14 protein-coding genes and 1 pseudogene are annotated in these 18,094 nt (G+C 70.1%); 7 read left to right on the top strand and 8 right to left on the bottom strand.

Annotation, left to right across the window (positions count from 1 at the left end):
- The first annotated feature begins 133 nt into the window (after positions 1-133).
- Together G6045_RS18060 and G6045_RS18065 are read left to right on the top strand one after the other, a co-directional pair.
- The gene (locus G6045_RS18060) at positions 134-775 is read left to right on the top strand and encodes an NUDIX hydrolase (protein ID WP_206343872.1); all 642 of its coding nucleotides are present in this window, start codon (positions 134-136) and stop codon (positions 773-775) included.
- A gap of 88 nt (positions 776-863) precedes the next feature.
- On the top strand, positions 864-2,060 hold the full coding sequence (locus tag G6045_RS18065; RefSeq protein ID WP_165333010.1) for a MarP family serine protease: 1,197 nt from the start codon (positions 864-866) through the stop codon (positions 2,058-2,060).
- A 66-nt stretch (positions 2,061-2,126) separates the two neighbouring features.
- Here the strand turns inward: G6045_RS18065 and G6045_RS41495 are convergent, their stop codons facing one another.
- From G6045_RS41495 to G6045_RS18095, 6 genes are all read right to left on the bottom strand, one after another.
- Entirely contained in the window at positions 2,127-2,327 is a 201-nt protein-coding gene (locus G6045_RS41495) for a hypothetical protein (protein ID WP_165333011.1), read from the bottom strand.
- A 106-nt stretch (positions 2,328-2,433) separates the two neighbouring features.
- The gene (locus G6045_RS18075) at positions 2,434-3,357 is read right to left on the bottom strand and encodes an alpha/beta fold hydrolase (protein ID WP_165333012.1); all 924 of its coding nucleotides are present in this window, start codon (positions 3,355-3,357) and stop codon (positions 2,434-2,436) included.
- The gene (locus tag G6045_RS18080; protein WP_165333013.1) at positions 3,354-3,866 is read right to left on the bottom strand and encodes a phage holin family protein; all 513 of its coding nucleotides are present in this window, start codon (positions 3,864-3,866) and stop codon (positions 3,354-3,356) included. The genes G6045_RS18075 and G6045_RS18080 overlap by 4 nt, the downstream gene beginning before the upstream one ends.
- A 42-nt stretch (positions 3,867-3,908) precedes the next feature.
- Positions 3,909-5,330 (bottom strand): Na+/H+ antiporter NhaA, encoded by a 1,422-nt coding sequence (gene nhaA / locus G6045_RS18085; RefSeq protein WP_165333014.1) that lies wholly within the window; start codon positions 5,328-5,330, stop codon positions 3,909-3,911.
- A 225-nt stretch (positions 5,331-5,555) separates the two neighbouring features.
- Complete coding sequence (gene acs / locus G6045_RS18090) at positions 5,556-7,559, bottom strand: acetate--CoA ligase (RefSeq protein WP_328707817.1); 2,004 nt, start codon at positions 7,557-7,559, stop codon at positions 5,556-5,558.
- Positions 7,560-7,701: 142 nt separating this feature from the next.
- Entirely contained in the window at positions 7,702-10,038 is a 2,337-nt protein-coding gene (locus G6045_RS18095) for a bifunctional SulP family inorganic anion transporter/carbonic anhydrase (protein WP_165333016.1), read from the bottom strand.
- Positions 10,039-10,340: 302 nt separating this feature from the next.
- Here G6045_RS18095 and G6045_RS18100 point away from each other — a divergent pair, with 302 nt between their 5' ends.
- Entirely contained in the window at positions 10,341-11,648 is a 1,308-nt protein-coding gene (locus tag G6045_RS18100; RefSeq protein WP_165333017.1) for a polysaccharide deacetylase family protein, read from the top strand.
- A 44-nt stretch (positions 11,649-11,692) separates the two neighbouring features.
- Here G6045_RS18100 and G6045_RS18105 read toward each other — a convergent pair whose 3' ends face one another.
- The gene (locus tag G6045_RS18105) at positions 11,693-12,676 is read right to left on the bottom strand and encodes an ATP-binding protein (protein ID WP_165333018.1); all 984 of its coding nucleotides are present in this window, start codon (positions 12,674-12,676) and stop codon (positions 11,693-11,695) included.
- Between the two features lie 101 nt (positions 12,677-12,777).
- On the opposite strand from G6045_RS18105, the gene G6045_RS18110 reads away from it, so the two are divergent.
- Complete coding sequence (locus G6045_RS18110) at positions 12,778-13,590, top strand: Fic family protein (RefSeq protein WP_165333019.1); 813 nt, start codon at positions 12,778-12,780, stop codon at positions 13,588-13,590.
- Between the two features lie 453 nt (positions 13,591-14,043).
- Here G6045_RS18110 and G6045_RS18115 read toward each other — a convergent pair whose 3' ends face one another.
- Positions 14,044-14,877 (bottom strand): HAD family hydrolase, encoded by an 834-nt coding sequence (locus G6045_RS18115; RefSeq protein ID WP_165333020.1) that lies wholly within the window; start codon positions 14,875-14,877, stop codon positions 14,044-14,046.
- A gap of 575 nt (positions 14,878-15,452) precedes the next feature.
- Between G6045_RS18115 and ssd the strand changes: the two genes are divergently transcribed.
- The 3 genes and pseudogenes from ssd to G6045_RS18130 form a co-directional block, all read left to right on the top strand.
- On the top strand, positions 15,453-16,538 hold the full coding sequence (ssd, locus tag G6045_RS18120) for a septum site-determining protein Ssd (RefSeq protein WP_165333021.1): 1,086 nt from the start codon (positions 15,453-15,455) through the stop codon (positions 16,536-16,538).
- Positions 16,535-17,680, top strand: a complete 1,146-nt coding sequence (locus G6045_RS18125) for a TadA family conjugal transfer-associated ATPase (protein WP_165333022.1) — start codon at positions 16,535-16,537, stop codon at positions 17,678-17,680. The genes ssd and G6045_RS18125 overlap by 4 nt, the downstream gene beginning before the upstream one ends.
- A gap of 29 nt (positions 17,681-17,709) precedes the next feature.
- Positions 17,710-18,094, top strand: a pseudogene (locus tag G6045_RS18130) (type II secretion system F family protein); the annotation flags it as partial.

The raw sequence follows: 18,094 nt of genomic DNA on the forward strand, positions 1-18,094 counted from the left end.
TCCGGCCGTTGAGGGGTCCGTACGGGGGTGACGCGTGACGCATTCAGGCAGGGCGCAGGCAGGCAGGACGCATTCGGGCAGGGCGCAGACAGGGAGTTCCTACGGCGGGGACGCCCTCGTCTCGAGCGAGGGCCTGCCCGAGTGGCTGACTCCCGTGGCGAAGGCCGCCGAGACGGTCGAGCCGAAGCAGCTCAGCCGGTTTCTGCCGCCCGAGAGCGGAGCGGGACGGCAGTCGGCGGTCCTGATCCTGTTCGGCGAGGGCGAGCAGGGTCCCGAGCTGCTGCTCATGGAGCGTGCCAGTTCCCTCCGCTCGCATGCCGGGCAGCCCTCGTTCCCCGGCGGCGCCCTGGACCCGGAGGACGGCGACCCGGCCGGTGACGGTCCGCTGCGCGCCGCCCTTCGTGAGGCCGAGGAGGAAACCGGACTCGACCCCGCGGGCGTCCAGATCTTCGGGGTGCTGCCGAAGCTCTACATCCCGGTGAGCGGTTTCGTCGTCACCCCCGTCCTCGCGTGGTGGCGCGAACCGACCCCGGTCGGTGTGGTCGATCCGGCCGAGACGGCCCGGGTGTTCACGGTTCCCGTGGCACATCTCACGGCTGCCGAGCACCGGGTGACCTCGGTCCACCCGCGCGGCCACCAAGGACCCGCATTCCTGGTCGGTGACGCTCTGGTCTGGGGTTTTACGGCCGGTGTGATCGACCGGATCCTGCACTACGCGGGCTGGGAAAGACCTTGGGACCGCACAAAGCAGGTCCCTCTCGACTGGCGCGCATGACAGGCTGGTCACTTGTGTTCTGCCCGGTTCCGCCGGGCCCCCGACGGCCGAGGAGTGGCGACTGTGACGCGAGGCGAGGCGTGATTCGGTGAACGTGCTCGACATCCTGCTCCTGGTCGCCGCCGTGTGGTTCGCCATCGTGGGCTACCGCCAGGGCTTCGTCGTCGGCATCCTCTCGGTGCTCGGCTTCCTGGGCGGCGGCCTCGTCGCGCTCTACGTACTGCCGGTGATCTGGAAGCAGTTCACCGAGGAGCAGGCGGGCACGACGGCCGTGGTCGTCTGGGTCGTGGTCGTCATCGTCTGCGCCTCCGTCGGCCAGGCCTTCACCACCCACCTGGGCAACAAGCTGCGCCGCTACATCACCTGGTCACCCGCGAGAGCCCTGGACGCCACGGGCGGCGCCGTGGTCAACGTGCTCGCGCTGCTCCTCGTCTCCTGGCTGATCGGCTCGCTCCTGGCGGGCACGACCATGCCGACGGTGGGCAAGGAGGTCCGTAACTCCAAGGTGCTCAACGGGATCGACCGCGCCCTGCCGGGCCAGGCCGACACCTGGTTCACCAACTTCCGCTCGGTGCTCGCGCAGAACGGATTCCCGCAGGTCTTCAGCCCGTTCGCCAATGAGCCGATCACCGAGGTCCGCCCGCCCGACCCCAAGCTCGCCGGCAGCCCGGTCGCCGCCCGCGCGAAGGGTTCCATCGTCAAGGTGCTCGGTACCGCGAGCAGTTGCAGCAAGGTGCTCGAAGGCAGCGGCTTCGTCTTCGCCGACCGCCGCGTGATGACCAACGCGCATGTGGTCGGCGGCGTCGACGAGCCCACCGTCCAGATAGGCGGCGAGGGCAAGCGCTATGACGCCACGGTCGTGCTCTACGACTGGGAGCGCGACATCGCCGTACTCGACGTACCGCAGCTGGACGCGCGCCCGCTGCAGTTCACCGACCGCGACGCCGGCACCGGCGACAGCGCGATCGTGGCCGGCTTCCCGGAGAACGGCGGCTATGACGTCCGCTCCGCCCGTATCCGCGCCCGGATCGACGCCAGCGGACCGGACATCTACCACCGTGGCAATGTGCGGCGCGATGTCTACTCGCTGTACGCGAACGTCCGCCAGGGCAACTCCGGCGGCCCGCTGCTCACCCCGGACGGCAAGGTCTACGGCGTGATCTTCGCCAAGTCCCTGGACAGCCCGGACACCGGCTATGCGCTCACGGTGGACGAGATCCGCGACGACATCAGCGCGGGCCGCACCGCCAACCAGCAGGTGGACAGCCAGGGGTGTGCGCTGTAGGTCGCGCGTGCGGGCGCGGTGAGCGGCGCAGGGGTGTGCGCTGTGAGCCGCGCTTGTACGGGGGCTTCAGGCCCTCGTCGTATGCCGCAGCCGGGCCGACACCCAGCGGGCGCGGCGGCGCAGGATACGCGGAATCCCCATAGCCGCTTGGGGTGACCGGTGACCCTGGCCCTGTGGGCCGCCTCCCCGAAACGGGTTCAGCTCCGAAGACCCGGGAGCCGAGCGGCGGTTGCGTGCTGCGTCACTGTAGTCGTGCGTCCAGCCCATACCCCGACGTCTGCCCGTGCCTCATGGTCGGTAACCACCTGAGTGCCACTCAATTGGCGTATGCGCGGGGCAAAGGCCGTTCGATGCACAGGTGTTCGCCCGCGCCTCAGCGGTCCGGCTCAGGGTCCTTCAGCCACTCGACGAGCTCCTTCGAGAAGGCCACCGGGTCCTCCTCGTGCGGGAAGTGCCCCAGACCGTCGAACAGCCGCCAGCGGTACGGCGCTTCGACGTACTCGCCCGAGCCCGCCGCGCTGCGCGTACGCAGCACCGGGTCGAGGGAGCCGTGCAGATGCAGCGTGGGCACGCGCACCGGCCGCTTCATCCGCCGGTTGAACTGGATCCCGTCAGGACGCGCCATCGACCGCACCATCCACCGGTACGGCTCGATCGAGCAGTGCGCCGTCGACGGAATGCACATGGCCTTGCGATACGTGTCCACCGCCGCGTCGTCCGGAAGCCGCGGCCCCGACCAGTCCCGGATCAGCTCGCCGACCAACGCACCGCCGTCTGCGACCAGTTGCCGCTCCGGCAGCCACGGCCGCTGAAAGCCCCAGATGTACGAGCCGGCCTTGGTCTGCCGTATGTCGCCGAGCATCGCCGAACGCCACCGCCGCGGATGCGGCATCGAGGAGACCGCGAGCCGGCGCACCAGCTTGGGGCGCATCACGGCCGCGGTCCACGCGAGGTATCCGCCGAGGTCATGACCGACGAGCGCGGCGTCCGGCTCGCCGAGGGAGCGGATGACTCCGGTGATGTCGAGCGCGAGGTTCGCCGGGTCGTAACCGCGCGGTGTGCGGTCGCTGCCGCCGACGCCGCGCAGATCCATCGCGACCGCGCGGAAGCCGGCCTCGGCGAGCGCGGGCAGCTGGTGGCGCCAGGTCCACCAGTACTGCGGAAAGCCGTGCAGGAGCAGGACGAGCGGTCCGTCGCCCATTTCGGCGATATGGAAGCGGGCCCCGTTCGCCGCGACATCTCGGTGGGTCCAGGGGCCGTCCAGGCGCACAACCGAAGTCGCGGAAGGGTCCGTCATGAAGTCGAGCGTGCCACAGGCTTGGCGTCCTCGACCGCGCGGGTCAGTTCACCCCTGGCCGGGGCGGTGACGGAGCGCGGATGCGGCTTGACGTTGCCGAGCACGGCGGCGGTCTCCTTGGCGGAGGCGGCGACCTTCTGGGGACCCTTGGCCTTCGCGGTCTTCTTGGCCATGATCACGCCGATCAGCGCGAGCAGCCCGGCGAGCAGCACGCTGGCCAGGAAGGAGAGCCCGAAGCACCAGACGAGGTTCCAGCCGCCGTTTCCGTTGTGGCCCCCCGTCCAGGTGTTGATCGCGTAGGCAAGGACGAAACTCAGCATCGGCAGCGAGAAGATCAGCACCGCGAGCGCGGCGATGAACGCTCCGCCACTGGTCGCGCCACGCTTCACATCCGTCCGCAACTGGGCCTTGGCCAGCGCGATCTCGTCATGGATCAGCGCGGACATCTCACTGGTCGCCGAGGCGACCAGCTGTCCCAGGCTGCGGTCGGCGCCGTCGGATGCGCTCATCGCGTACTCCCTCTTCAGATCTGGCGTTACGGCAATGTCAGATCATGCCGGACTGCCGCCCTCACCGCTTCCCGCGGGGCCCTGTTCGCCGCCCGGAACGGGGCTCAGTTCGGCGAGGCGACGGTGCTCGGCGGCCTTCTTCTCGTAGATCGCGGCCATGCGGAGGTGGTACTCGGGGTTGTCCTGCTCGTAGATGTCCGGGATCCCGTCGAGGTCGTCGTCGCGCTCCTCGTGCTCGACCATCGCGCGGTACTTGGCGTTCCGCAGCTTGAGCAGGACCGTCGCGAGTACGGCCGCGATCAGCGAGCCGAGCAGGACCGCGGCCTTGACCTCGTCGGTCAGCACCGTGTCGCCCTTGAAGGCGAGTTCGCCGATCAGGAGCGAGACCGTGAAGCCGATACCGGCCAGTGAGGCGACCGCGAACACATCGGGCCAGGACAGGTCCTCGCTCAGCTCCGCCCGGGTGAAGCGGGCCGCGAGCCACGTACCGCCGAAGATGCCGACCGTCTTGCCGACCACAAGACCGAGCACCACACCGAGCGTCTCGGGCTGGGTGAACACATCGCCGATCGCCTTGCCGGAGACCGAGACACCCGCGGAGAACAGCGCGAACAGCGGCACCGCGAGCCCGGCCGACAGGGGACGTACGAGGTGCTCGATGTGCTCGCCGGGGGAGTGCCGCTCGTCGTCCTTGCGGCTGCAGCGCAGCATCAGGCCCATCGCGACACCGGCGATGGTGGCGTGCACGCCGCTGTTGTACATCAGGCCCCAGATCACCAGGGCGAGCGGAACGTAGATGTACCAGCCGCGTACGCCCTTACGGAGGAGCAGCCAGAAGACCACGAGGCCCACGACGGCGCCGCCGAGGGCCGCGAAGTTCAGCGAGTCCGTGAAGAAGACCGCGATGATCATGATCGCGAAGAGGTCGTCGACCACGGCGAGCGTGAGCAGGAAGGCGCGCAGCGCGGACGGCAGCGAGGTGCCGATCACGGCGAGCACGGCGAGCGCGAACGCGATATCGGTCGCGGTCGGCACGGCCCAGCCCTGCATAGAGCCGTCACCCATGACGTTGGTCAGCACGTAGACCAGGGCGGGCACGGCCATCCCGCAGAGCGCGGCGACGACGGGCAGGATCGCGGCCTTGGGATCGCGCAGATCGCCCGCGACCAGTTCACGCTTGAGCTCGATCCCGGCGACGAAGAAGAAGACCGCGAGCAGCCCGTCGGCGGCCCAGTGCTGGATCGAGAGGTCGAGTCCGAGCGCGGAGGGCCCGATGTGGAAGTCCCGTACGGAGGCGTAGCTGTCGCTGAGCGGGGTGTTCGCCCAGATCAGGGCGACGACGGCGGCGATGAGGAGCAGCACGCCGCCGACGGTCTCGGTCCGCAGGGCGTCCGCGACGAAGGTCCGCTCGGGCAGCGAGAGCCTGCCGAGGACCTTGCGGTTGTTCTTGCTGGGCGCGGCCACGGGAATCCTCCGGGTCGGTACGGCAACGACGGATCGCTGAAGCAGTCGCCGACCAGACTTCCCGGCACACCCTGTGTTCTTGTCGCGGTTTTTACGCGGCCTCTACGGTACAGGGTGCCCGCGAGGGCGAATCTGGCGATCTTCACTTTACGCACGAAAAGGGCACTCAGCGCGGCGCTGAGTGCCCTCTCGCGTACGTACGAAGGCCGCCCTCCGACCGGAGGGTCAGTCCTCCGAACCCGCCGACGGCAGCTTCGTCTGGATCAGATCCATCACCGAGGAATCGGTCAGTGTGGTGACGTCACCGAGCTGCCGGTTCTCGGCGACATCGCGAAGCAGACGCCGCATGATCTTGCCCGAGCGGGTCTTCGGCAGCTCCGCCACCGGCAGGATCCGCTTCGGCTTGGCGATCGGGCCGAGAGTGGCGCCCACGTGATTGCGCAGATCCGCCACAAGGCCCTCGGCCTCGGCGTCGGCGCTGCCGCGCAGGATCACGAAGGCCACGATCGCCTGACCGGTGGTCTCGTCGGCCGCGCCCACGACCGCCGCCTCGGCGACCGACGGGTGCGAGACGAGCGCGGACTCGACCTCGGTGGTGGAGATGTTGTGGCCGGACACCAGCATCACGTCGTCGACCCGGCCGAGCAGCCAGATGTCGCCGTCGTCGTCCTTCTTGGCACCGTCGCCGGCGAAGTACTTGCCCTCGAAGCGCGACCAGTAGGTGTCGATGAACCGCTGGTCGTCACCCCAGATGGTGCGCAGCATCGACGGCCACGGCTCGGTGAGCACCAGATAGCCACCGCCGCCGTTCGGCACCTCGTTGGCCTCGTCGTCGACGACGGTCGCCGAGATGCCGGGGAGCGCGCGCTGGGCGGAGCCCGGCTTGGCCTCGGTGACACCCGGCAGCGGCGAGATCATCATCGCGCCGGTCTCCGTCTGCCACCAGGTGTCCACGACGGGGGTGCGGTCGCCGCCGATGTTCTTGCGGTACCAGACCCAGGCCTCGGGGTTGATCGGCTCACCGACCGAACCGAGGACACGCAGCGAGCTCAGGTCGAACTTCGCCGGGATGTCGTCGCCCCACTTCATGAACGTACGGATCGCGGTGGGCGCCGTGTAGAGGATCGTGACGCCGTACTTCTGCACGATCTCCCAGAAGCGGCCCTGGTGCGGGGTGTCCGGGGTGCCCTCGTACATGACCTGCGTGGCACCGTTCGCGAGCGGCCCGTAGACGATGTACGAGTGCCCCGTCACCCAGCCGACGTCGGCCGTGCACCAGTAGACGTCGGTCTCCGGCTTGAGGTCGAAGACGGCGTGATGCGTGTACGCGGCCTGCGTGAGGTAGCCGCCGGAGGTGTGCAGGATGCCCTTCGGCTTACCCGTCGTACCCGAGGTGTAGAGGATGAACAGCGGGTGCTCGGCGTCGAAGGCCTCGGGGGTGTGCTCGGCGGACTGGACGTCGACCAGCTCGTGCCACCACACGTCGCGGCCCTCGGTCCAGGAGATGTCCTCCTGGCCGGTGCGGCGCACGACGAGGACGTGCTCGACGTTGTCGACCTTCTCGACAGCGGCGTCCACGGCGGGCTTGAGCGCGGAGGGCTTGCCCCTGCGGTAGCCGCCGTCGGAGGTGATGACGACCTTGGCGTCCGCGTCCTGGATACGGGTGGCGAGCGCGTCGGCCGAGAAGCCGCCGAACACCACGGAGTGCGCGGCGCCGACCCGGGCGCAGGCCAGCATCGCGACCGCGGTCTCCGGGATCATCGGCATGTAGATGGCGACGCGGTCGCCCTTTTGCACACCCAGCTCGGTCAGGGCGTTGGCCGCCTTGGAGACCTCGTCCTTGAGCTCGGCGTAGGTGATCGCACGGCTGTCGCCGGGCTCGCCCTCGAAGTGGATGGCGACGCGGTCGCCGTTGCCGGCCTCGACATGGCGGTCGACGCAGTTGTACGCGACGTTCAGCTTGCCGTCGGCGAACCACTTCGCGAAGGGCGGGTTCGACCAGTCGAGCGTCTCGGTCGGCTCGGTGGCCCAGCTGAGGCGGCGGGCCTGCTCGGCCCAGAAGCCCAGCCGGTCGGCCTTGGCCCGCTCGTACGCCTCCGCGGTGACGTTGGCGTTCGCGGCCAGGTCGGCGGGCGGCGCGAACCTGCGCTCTTCCTTGAGCAGGTTGGCCAAGGATTCGTTGCTCACGACATCTCCCAATCCCAGAGTGTCCGTTGTGTCCCAGGCCACAGCTCATCAGACAGACCCTCCGGTGACAAGGGTCTACGGATGATTGGTTTAGACCTGTGTGAGGGTGTGGCTCCGGACTCCGGAGCCACACCCTGGCACGTACGGGAAGGGGATTCGGTTCAACCGCCCCCGGCGGCGGGCCTCAGCCGGCCGTCGTGGTCACTGCCTGCGGCGATGCCTCCTGGACGGCCGTCACGCGGTCGAAGAGCCGGTCGGGTTCGGCGAGCAGATAGGCCTGGGCCTCGCCGACGTGGAAGTACATCCCGTGCAGTTCGAGCCGGCCCTCGTCGAGCCCGCGGGCCACCGCGGGGTGAGCGCGCAGATGCTCCAGCTGCTGCACCACGTTGGTCAGGCACAGCTGCTCGACCGCGTCGGCCGGCTGCCGCCCCGCGAGCCGCGCCGAGGCGTGCTCCTTGCCCGCCATCCGCTCCAGGCTCGGCCGCCCGTGCCTCAGCCAGCGCCGCAGCGGTGAATCGGCCCCGCCCGGCGGGGTGTTGAGGAGCGCCTGCATCGCCCCGCATCCGGAGTGCCCACACACGGTGATCGACCGCACCTGCAGGACGTCCACGGCGTACTCGATCGCCGCGGCCACCGAGTCGTCACCGCTCTCCGCCCCCGGCAGGGGCACCAGATTGCCCACATTGCGTACGACGAAGAGGTCGCCGGGACCGCTCGACGTGATCATCGAGGTGACGAGCCGCGAATCCGCGCAGGTCAGGAAGAGCTGCTGCGGCCGCTGCCCCTCCCGCGCGAGCCGGGCGAGCTCGCTGCGCACGAGCGGCGCGGTGTTGCGCTGGAACGCGCTGATCCCGCTGGCCAGTTGACGCGTCCCGTGCGCCTCGGTCCGCTCGGGCGTGCAGCTGTGGTTGCGCCAGGGGGTCCAGGGTCCGCAGCACGCGTGGTCCTCCTCCGCGCCGCCCCGTCCCTTGCCGTGCGCGGGCGCGGCCAGCGGACCGGAACGCCCGGTGAGCTCCGCCTTCCCGCCGCGCGCCGCATGCGCGTCCTGCCAGTCCTGCAGCGTCTCGAACGCGGCGTGGTCCATGAACGACCCGTCGATCTCCACCACGGCCTCGGACCCGTGCGGCACTTGGTGCAGCGCCCGGCTCAGTCGCGGCACGGCCAGAAAGGTCAACTGCCCGCGCACCCGCACATGGTGGACCCCTTCCCGCTCCTCGTAGGTGATCCTCGTCCGCGCGAGGCGGTGCAGCGCGACGGCGACGGCGACCGCGACCCCGACGGCCACGCCTTCGAGCACGCCGAAGAGGACGACACCGACCGTCGTCACCGCGTACACGAGGACCTCGCGATGGCGGGTGACGGTGCGGATGTGGTTGATCGAGACCATCTGGATACCGATCGCCATCACCAGCGCGGCGAGCGCGGCCAGCGGGATCAGGTCCAGCACGGGCACGAGCAGCAACGCCGCGATGATGATCCAAAGCCCGTGCAGCATCGTGGAGTTACGGCTCACGGCGCCGGCCCGGACATTCGCCGTACTGCGCACGGCGACACCGGTGATCGGCAGCCCGCCGAGCGCGCCGGAGGTGATGTTCGCAAGACCCTGCCCGCGCAGTTCGCGATCGAGCTGCGCCCGCGGCACCGGCATGGCGTCGCGCCGCGCGGAGGCCAGCTTGTCGGTGGCGACCGCGGAGAGCAGCGATTCGACGCTGCCGACCAGCGTGATCGTCAACACCGCGGCGATCAGGCCGAGTACGGGCCCGTCGGGCAGCCCGACGAGTGCGTGATTGCTCCACGACGGCAGGTCCACCCGCGGCAGGTTCAGGCCGGCGAGCGCGGCGACGGCGGTGGCGGCAGCGACGGCCGCGAGCGCGGCGGGGATCTTCCTCAGCATCCGTCCCGGCGTTCCGGGGATACGGGGCCAGGCCAGCAGCACGAGGAGGGTGAGCGCGCTCATCGACAGCGCGGCGGGGTGGATGTCCGCCAACTGGCTCGGCAGTTCACGGACGTTGTCGATCACGGAGCTGTGCGGCGAGCCGCCGAGCACGATGTGCAGCTGGGCGACGGCGATGGTGATGCCGATACCGGCCAGCATGCCGTGCACGATCGCGGGGCTCACGGCGAGCGCGGATCGGGCCACGCGCAGATACGCCAGGCCCAGCTGGGCGAGCCCGGCCATCACGGTGATCGCGCAGGTGGTGCGCCAGCCGTACTGCTGGATCAAGTCGGCGGTGACCACGGTGAGTCCGGCCGCGGGGCCGGACACCTGGAGCGGTGAGCCGCCGAAGCGGCCCGCCACCAGACCGCCGACGGCGGCGGCCACCAGACCCGCCTGGAGCGGGGCGCCGGTGGCCAGGGCGATGCCGAGGGACAGCGGCAGCGCGATCAGGAAGACCGAGATCGAGGCGGACACATCGGCGCCCGCCAGAGGGAACCGGCGGCGGTGTCCCGCCTTGGGCGGTCCGCTCTCAGGGGGGCCGGACGAAGAGCTGTCGGTACGGGTGGGGACGCAGGCAGACATAGGTTCCCGTCTCCTCCGGGGCTACGCGGTCGCTAGGGGTCCCCCGGTGCCATGGATCGGGGGTGGGCGCGGCCGTGGGTCACGGCGTACAGCGGCGGGACTTTCTCAACTGTCGGTAAACGGATCGTAATGGAGAGTAAAGAGCTCAGCCGGATTATCGGGGCAAATGGGGTAATCATTCACCTGCACGAGTGAATGGGTAGATTCATCGGCTTGTCGTACCAATTCACCGTCTTTTGCGTGCGATCTTGGCCGCGCCCCAACCCCCGACCACCCGAGATCCGAAGGAAGTAGGTGGGCGCATGGCCGCCACCAAGAGGCTCGCCGCGTGCCTGGCCGCGAGCACGGCACTCGCCGTGGCGCTGGCCGGCTGCTCGAGCGGAGAGTCCGGCGAAGGCGTCAAGAAGAAGGGCGCCGCCGGTGCGCAGAACGCCCCGAAGGTCCCCGCGCCGGGCAGCGTGATGCGCCCTATCGGCGACGGCTCGACCGCGTACACCGGAAGCCAGCCGCACCTCGCCGAGCCCGAGCGCCTCAAGCCGGGCCAGAAGCCCCCGCAGTTCGTGGTCTTCTCCTGGGACGGCGCCGGCGAGGACAGCCAGAAGCTCTTCTCGCACTTCCGCAAGGTCGCCAAGGCCAACAACGCCACCATGACGTACTTCCTCAGCGGCGTGTATCTGCTGCCGGAGGACAAGAAGGAGCTGTACGAGCCCCCGCAGCACTCAGCGGGCCGCTCGGACATCGGCTTCGGCGACGCCCAGGGGATCAAGGACACCGTGGAGCAGTTGCGCGGCGCCTGGCTCGAGGGCAACGAGATCGGCACCCACTTCAACGGTCACTTCTGCGGCAAGGGCGGCGGAGTCGGCGAGTGGTCGGTCGAGGAGTGGAAGCACGAGATCGCGGAGGCCAAGTCCTTCGTGAAGGGCTGGAAGACCAACTCCGGTGCCACGAAGGCCGCCGCGCTCCCGTTCGACTACGACAAGGAGCTGATCGGCGCCCGTACGCCCTGCCTGGAAGGGCAGAAGAACTTCACGCGCGCCGCCCGCGAGCTCGGCTTCCGCTATGACACCAGCGGCGTCAACGACCAGATCTGGCCCAAGAAGAAGCAGGGCCTGTGGGACCTGTCGATGCAGCTGGTGCCGGTGCCCGGCCGCAAGTTCGAGACGCTGACCATGGACTACAACTTCATGGTCAACCAGTCGGGCTCCACGACCCAGGGCGACCCGTCCATGCATCAGTACTGGGGCAACCAGATGCGCGACGGCCTGCTCGCGGGCTTCGACCGTGCGTACAACGGCAACCGCGCACCGCTGATCATCGGCAACCACTTCGAGTCCTGGAACGGCGGCACGTACATGCGCGCCATCGAGGAGACGATCGAGCGCGTCTGCACCAAGCGCGACGTCCGCTGTGTCTCCTTCCGTCAGCTGGTGGACTGGCTGGACGCCCAGGACCCGCAGGTCCTGGAGAAGATGACCGCGCTGAAGGTGGGCCAGGCGCCGAAGGAGGGCTGGGCGGCCTTCCTGTCCGGTCAGCAGCCCGCCCCGGCCCCGAAGGGCGTGCCGGGCGCGCCGGCCGCGAAGCCGGCGCGCGAGCACGGTTCAGGTCACTGACAACGCCGCACGCTCGTCAGCTCACGGACAACGCGGCACGCTCGTCAGCTGACTGAGAACGCCGCACGCTCGTCGAGTACGAAGCCGGGGTCGATCTGGTCCGCCAGGTCGGCCCCGGCCTTCGCGTTGCCCCAACTCGCGGCGTTCTTGCGGTGGAAGTGCACCATCTGCCGGGTGTACCGCTCCCAGTCGCGGCGCTCGTACGCGGCGTCGGCGACCGTACGCATCGTCTCCAGGGCGGCCCGGTTGGGCCCTTCGAGGAGCTCGAACCGGGGCGGCCGGCCCTTCTCCATCGCGCGCACCCAGTCCGAGTGCCCCACGGTCACGAGCAGGTCGTCGCCGACTTCCTCGCGCAGGAAGTCGATGTCGTCCTGCCCCTGCACCTTGTTGCCCACGACCTTGAGGGCGACGTCGAAGTCGCGGGCGTACTCCTTGTACTGCCGGTAGACCGAGATGCCCTTGCGGGTGGGCTCCGCGATCAGGAACGTCATGTCGAAGCGGGTGAACATTCCGGAGGCGAAGGAATCGGATCCTGCCGTCATGTCGACGACCAGGAACTCGTCGCGGGCGTCGACGAGATGGTTGAGGCACAGCTCCACCGCCCCGACCTTCGAGTGGTAGCAGGCGACGCCGAGGTCGGATTCGGTGAAGGGCCCCGTGACCATCAAACGGACCGTGCCGCCGTCGAGTTCCAGCTCGCGGGCGCAGCTTTCGTAGACCGGGTTGTCCTCCCGGATCCGCAGCAGACGCGAACCCTCGCCGGGCGGCGTCGTCTTGATCATCGTCTCGGCCGAGGCGATCCGCGGGTTGCCGCCGCGCAGATAGTCCTTGATGAGCGGAAGCCGCGCACCCATCGCGGGCAGCGATGCGGCTTCCTCCTCATCGAGCCCGAGTGCGGCACCGAGGTGCTGGTTGATGTCCGCGTCGACGGCGATGACCGGGGCGCCCGTGGTGGCGAGGTGGCGGATGAAGAGGGAGGACAGCGTGGTCTTGCCGCTGCCGCCCTTCCCGACGAAAGCAATTTTCATGTTCACCAAGCGTAGTGGGGTGAATGCACTGCGCATCCGGTTCGCGTGAAGAAGACCACTCCTTCGTGGGGTGGGCGGCTTTGCTGCGTAGGGTCTTACTCATGAGTACTGCCGACCCGCTCGCCACCCTCGGCGCGCTGCCCACCGTGGCCGATTCCGTGGACTCCGTACGCAAGGCCGTGGACCGGGTCTACGGGCACCGGGTCATGCGGCGGCGCAGCCATGCGGTCACGTCCGAGGCGGCGCTGCGCGGTGCGCGCGGTTCGGCCGCGCTGGCCGGTGCGGACTGGGCCCTGGAGGAGGTGCGGCGGCGCAGCGACTTCAGCGGCGACGACGAGGCGCGCGCGGTCGGCGCGGCGCTGCGCCTGACGGCCGAGGCGGGTCAACTCCTGTCCATCTGGCGCCAGTCGCCGCTGCGGGTCCTGGCCCGGCTGCATCTGGTGGCGGCGGGTGTGCAGGACGATTCGGTCGGGCGGCCGCGTGTTGCGGGCGAGCCCGTGGTCGAGCCCTTGATCGAACTTCCGCTGCCGGACGCGGACGAGGTGGCCGGCCGCCTCGAAGGGCTCTCGCAGTTGATCGTCGCGGGCGGTGCGGCGCCGGCGATCGTCACGGCAGCCGTGGTGCACGGCGAACTCCTCGCGCTGCGGCCCTTCGATACGCACAACGGCCTGGTCGCACGGGCCGCCGAACGGATCGTCCTGATCGGCAGCGGCCTCGACCCCAAGTCGATCTGCCCGGCCGAGGTCGGCCACGCGGAACTCGGGCGTGCGGCCTACGTGGCGGCTCTCGAGGGGTACGTCTCGGGTACGCCGGAGGGCATGGCGGCCTGGATCGGGCACTGCGCCAAGGCGGTTGAGCTGGGGGTGCGGGAGTCCACGGCCGTGTGCGAGGCGCTTCAGCGGGGCGCGGCCTGAGGTCCCTGGGACGGGGTTGAGAGTCCCTGCAAAGGGTTGCGGCGGTACCTGAGAAGGTACCGCCGCTGGCATGTCCGCCCAGTTACCAAGCGTCCTCGATGTATGCCCATCAGGTCGGGGAACTTTGCCCGTTGCCTGGTGCGGCTGGCCCGTAATCGACGGGTCGACGTCGCGTGGGTGCTGTGGCTTCCATGCTCGGTCCGTGGGGCCTTGGTTGCGTTAAAGGTGATCCTCTCGGATGTCCTTGGTCTCGCGGGCCGTTGAATCCTTTGTACTCCTGTCGTGGGGGAAGCGGAACCCCTGAGCCCACATCTTTACTTTTAGGTTCAAACAGGTGCGAAACGGGCGTCGTTGTGCTGGGCCGAGACAGTGCAGGTCAGCGGGCGTTGTCAGTGGGCGCCGATACCGTTGGACGGGCCGGTGGCCCCCCGGGAGGGAGGGCTGCGTCCGCTCTCAAGTCACCAGTGCGCGGCGCTTGCTGGCGTACCAGACGAGACCCGCGGTCGCGGCCGCCGCACCCACCGCGGCGGCGGCGACGAGCGCGGGCCGGGGCGGTACGGGCAGCTTCCGCACCCGCTGCTTGAGGCGCACGGGCCGGTGGAAGTCGAGAATCGGCCAGTCGCGGGTGAGCGCTTCGCGGCGCAGGGTGCGGTCGGGGTTGACCGCGTAAGGGTGGCCCACGGATTCGAGCATCGGCAGATCGGTGGCCGAGTCGCTGTAGGCGTAACAGCGCTCCAGGTCGTACCCCTCGGAGGCGGCGAGCTCGCGCACGGCTTCGGCCTTCGTCGGTCCGTACGCGTAGTAGTCGATCTCTCCGGTGAAGCAGCCGTCGTCGCCGACCACCATGCGGGTCGCCACCACGCGGTCCGCGCCGAGCAGTTCGCCGATCGGCTCGACGACCTCCGCGCCCGACGTGGACACGATCACGACGTCGCGCCCCGCGAGGTGGTGCTCCTCGATGAGCGAGGCGGCCTCGTCGTAGATGATCGGGTCGATCAGATCGTGCAGCGTCTCGGCGACGATCTCCTTGACCTGCTGCTGGTTCCAGCCTTTGCACAGCGCGGAGAGGTACTCGCGCATGCGCTCCATCTGATCGTGGTCGGCGCCGCCCGCGAGAAAGATGAACTGGGTGTACGCCGTCCTGAGCACCGCTCGGCGGTTGATCAGGCCGCCCTGGTAGAACGACTTGCTGAACGTGAGCGTGCTCGACTTCGCAATGACCGTCTTGTCCAAGTCGAAGAAGGCGGCTGTGCGGGGCAACGAGTGGTTTTCCACGTGGTCGAGCATAGGCGCCCACCATTCGGCGTAAGCTGGGGCGCGTGGGTTTGCCTGAGAAGGCCTTCGGGTACACCATGGAAGTCACGGATCGTTCGCGACCGTGCTAACCCGGTCTGGCTCCTCCCCCCCCCGAGTCGGACCGTGGGGACGACCCCCGCTCTCCCCCCCGGCGGGGGTCGTCGCATGTCCGGGCCCGGTTCGGGCCCTTTTTTCTTGCCCCTTTTGGCTCAGTGCACCCCTTCCTGCGCCAGCCGGCGCCTTCCTCCGCCCGTTGAGACTCGTCACGGTGCGTAGTGGTTGCGCTGCACTCCGGAAGTCAGGGAGAACTCACCGGTTCGGGTGACGAAGTTATTCACATCCCTCCGGTTGTCCACAGATTTCGACCAAGATCCCCACCATTTTCCGGCTCCGCTCATCGTGATTCCTGCTTGCGGACTTCGCGGCCGGGCGCTTGCGCCTTCATGGCTGCGTCGGTGATGCCGCATTCACATCGTTCGCAGCGTTCACGGGCGTTCGGCGTCGGTCCTGAGGACCGGCGGCGGTGCGCGAGAACGCTCGGGACGTTCAGCGAGAGGGGCGGGAGCATGACGGGAGCCATGGCCGACGACCGGCCGGCCGAGCGGAAGCGGCGCGGGCCGCTGATCGTGACGGAGGATGCGCAGCTGCTCGACGATCTGCTGCGGCTGTGCGCCGCGGCGGGGGCCAGGGCGGAGGTGCATCACGGGGTGCCCGAGCGAAGAGACAGCTGGGAGGGCGCTCCGCTTGTCCTGGTGGGGGATGACGCGGCCGCGCGGGTGCGCGGCGCTGTGCGCAGGCGCGGGGTGTGCCTGGTCGGCAGGGACCAGGACGATCCGAGGGTGTGGCAGCGGGCCGTGGAGATCGGCGCCGACCATGTGCTGCGGCTGCCCGATGCCGAGCAGTGGATCGTCGACCGGATCGCCGACGCGGTCGAAGGCGTGGGGCGTCCCGCGCTGACCGTCGGGGTGATCGGCGGCCGGGGTGGGGCCGGTGCCTCCACCCTGGCCTGCGCGTTGGCGTTGTCGGCGGCGCGGGCGGGGCGGCGCACCATGCTGATCGACGGTGATCCGCTGGGCGGCGGCCTCGATGTGCTGCTCGGCGGCGAGTCGGCGCAAGGGCTGCGCTGGCCCGCGTTCGCGCAGTCGCGGGGGCGGTTGGGGAGCGCGGCGCTCGAGGAGTCGCTGCCGGAGCTCAGTTCGTTGCGCGTGCTCAGCTGGGACCGCGGCGACATGCTCACGATCCCGCCCGAGGCGATGCGTGCCGTGCTCGCGGCGGCGCGCAGGCGCGGCGGCGTGGTCGTCGTGGATCTGCCGAGGCGCGTGGACGAGGGCGTGGCCGAGGCGCTGGGGCAGTTGGATCTCGGGCTCCTGGTGGTGCCTGCCGAGCTGCGCGCGCTGGCCGCCGCCGAGCGGGTGTCTTCGGCCGTACGCATGGTGCTGCGGGATCTGCGGACGGTGGTCCGCGGGCCGTTCACCGCGGGCCTCGGTGCCGAGGAGACGGCAGGGATGCTCGATCTGCCGCTGGCCGGTGAACTTCCGGTGGATGCGGGTGTATTGAGCGGCCGGATCCCCGCCGCGGATGTGCGGGAGCCTCTCGCGCGGTTCTGTGCGGCCTTCTGGGAGCGCGTGCCCGCGGGGGGTGGCGCGTCATGAGCGGGGCGCTGCTCGACGGGGTGAGGCAGTGGCTTGCCGAGTCCGGGGCCGAGGCGACTCCCGCGCGGGTCGCTCAGGCGCTGCGGGCCCAGGGGAAGGTGCTCGGGGACAGCGAACTGCTCGGTGTCGTAGGGGAATTGCGCTCCGAGCTGGTGGGCGCGGGACCGCTGGAGCCGCTGCTCGCGGATCCACGGGTGACGGATGTGCTGGTTTCGGCGCCCGACCGGGTGTGGGTGGACCGGGGCGGCGGGCTCGAGCTCACGCCCGTGACCTTCACCGATGCGTCGGCTGTGCGACAGCTCGCCCAGCGGCTCGCCGCGGTCGCGGGGCGGCGGCTCGATGACGCCAGGCCTTGGGTGGACGCGCGGCTGCCGGACGGCACGCGGCTGCATGCCGTACTGCCGCCGGTCGCCGTCGGATCGACCTGCCTCTCGCTGCGGGTGGTGCGGTCCAAGGCCTTCTCGCTGGGCGAGCTGGCCGCCGCGGGGACGGTGCCGCCGGGCGGGGACCGGGTGCTGCGGGCGTTGATCGAGGCACGGGCATCGTTCCTGATCAGCGGCGGGACCGGCTCCGGAAAGACCACGCTGCTCAGTGCGCTGCTCGGTCTTTCCGGACCGGGGGAGCGGATCGTACTGGCCGAGGATTCGGCGGAGTTGCGACCCGAGCACCCTCATGTCGTACGTCTGGAATGCCGGGTGGCGAACCAGGAAGGCGCGGGCCGGGTCACGCTCGAGGACCTTGTGCGCCAGGCGCTGCGGATGCGGCCGGACCGGCTTGTGGTGGGTGAGGTGCGCGGGGCGGAGGTCGTGCACCTGCTCGCGGCGCTCAACACCGGGCATGCGGGGTGCGGGACGGTCCATGCCAATGCGGCGGCCGATGTTCCCGCGCGCCTCGAAGCGCTCGGGACGGCTGCGGGGCTCGACCGGGCGGCGCTGCACAGCCAGTTGGCGGCGGCTTTGTCCGTGGTGCTGCATCTCGTACGGGACCGGGGCGGGCGGCGCCGGATCGCACAGGTGCATGTCCTGGAGCGGGATACGGCGGGGTTGGTGCGGACGGTGCCGGCGCTGCGGTGGGGCGAGCGGGCGTTCGTCTACGACCAGGGCTGGGAGCGGCTGCGGGGGATTCTCGGGGGTGGGCTGTGAGCGGGATGGTGCCGGGAGCGATGTGGGGGATGCCGGCGTATGCGGCCGCGTTCTGCGCGGGGGCCGCGGTGTGGTTGGCGGCGGCTCAGGACAGAGGGATGCGGCGGGCCCGGGGGCTGGTCGTGGCCGGTGTGGGCGAGCCGGAGGCGGTCCCGCCGTGGGTGCGGTGGGCGGCGTGGGTACGGGTGCGGGCGCGGCCCGAGTGGTGGTGCCTGGCCGCGGGCGCGCTGGTAGGTCTGGCCGGGAGGTCCGTACTGCCGCTGATTCTGGGCGGGTTGGCGGTGCCGCTCGTCGGGCGTGTGCTGCGCCGGCGTGAGGAGCGGCGGGGCCGGGAGAAGAGGGCGGAACAGGTGATCGCGCTGTGCGCGGCAGTGGCCTCGGAGGTGCGCGCGGGGCGGCAGGCCTCGGCGGCCC

The organism is Streptomyces mesophilus, assembly GCF_011044995.1.
Taxonomy (GTDB): domain Bacteria; phylum Actinomycetota; class Actinomycetes; order Streptomycetales; family Streptomycetaceae; genus Streptomyces; species Streptomyces mesophilus.

Coding starts and splice junctions, on each gene's coding strand:
- G6045_RS18075 (WP_165333012.1), bottom strand. CDS start 3,357: ATGACGGACCCTTCCGCGACTTCGGTTGTGCGCCTGGACGGCCCCTGG.
- G6045_RS18125 (WP_165333022.1), top strand. CDS start 16,535: ATGAGCGGGGCGCTGCTCGACGGGGTGAGGCAGTGGCTTGCCGAGTCC.
- G6045_RS18110 (WP_165333019.1), top strand. CDS start 12,778: ATGAGTACTGCCGACCCGCTCGCCACCCTCGGCGCGCTGCCCACCGTG.
- ssd (WP_165333021.1), top strand. CDS start 15,453: ATGACGGGAGCCATGGCCGACGACCGGCCGGCCGAGCGGAAGCGGCGC.
- G6045_RS18080 (WP_165333013.1), bottom strand. CDS start 3,866: ATGAGCGCATCCGACGGCGCCGACCGCAGCCTGGGACAGCTGGTCGCC.
- G6045_RS18105 (WP_165333018.1), bottom strand. CDS start 12,676: ATGAAAATTGCTTTCGTCGGGAAGGGCGGCAGCGGCAAGACCACGCTG.
- G6045_RS18100 (WP_165333017.1), top strand. CDS start 10,341: ATGGCCGCCACCAAGAGGCTCGCCGCGTGCCTGGCCGCGAGCACGGCA.
- G6045_RS41495 (WP_165333011.1), bottom strand. CDS start 2,327: ATGGGCTGGACGCACGACTACAGTGACGCAGCACGCAACCGCCGCTCG.
- G6045_RS18115 (WP_165333020.1), bottom strand. CDS start 14,877: ATGCTCGACCACGTGGAAAACCACTCGTTGCCCCGCACAGCCGCCTTC.
- G6045_RS18095 (WP_165333016.1), bottom strand. CDS start 10,038: ATGTCTGCCTGCGTCCCCACCCGTACCGACAGCTCTTCGTCCGGCCCC.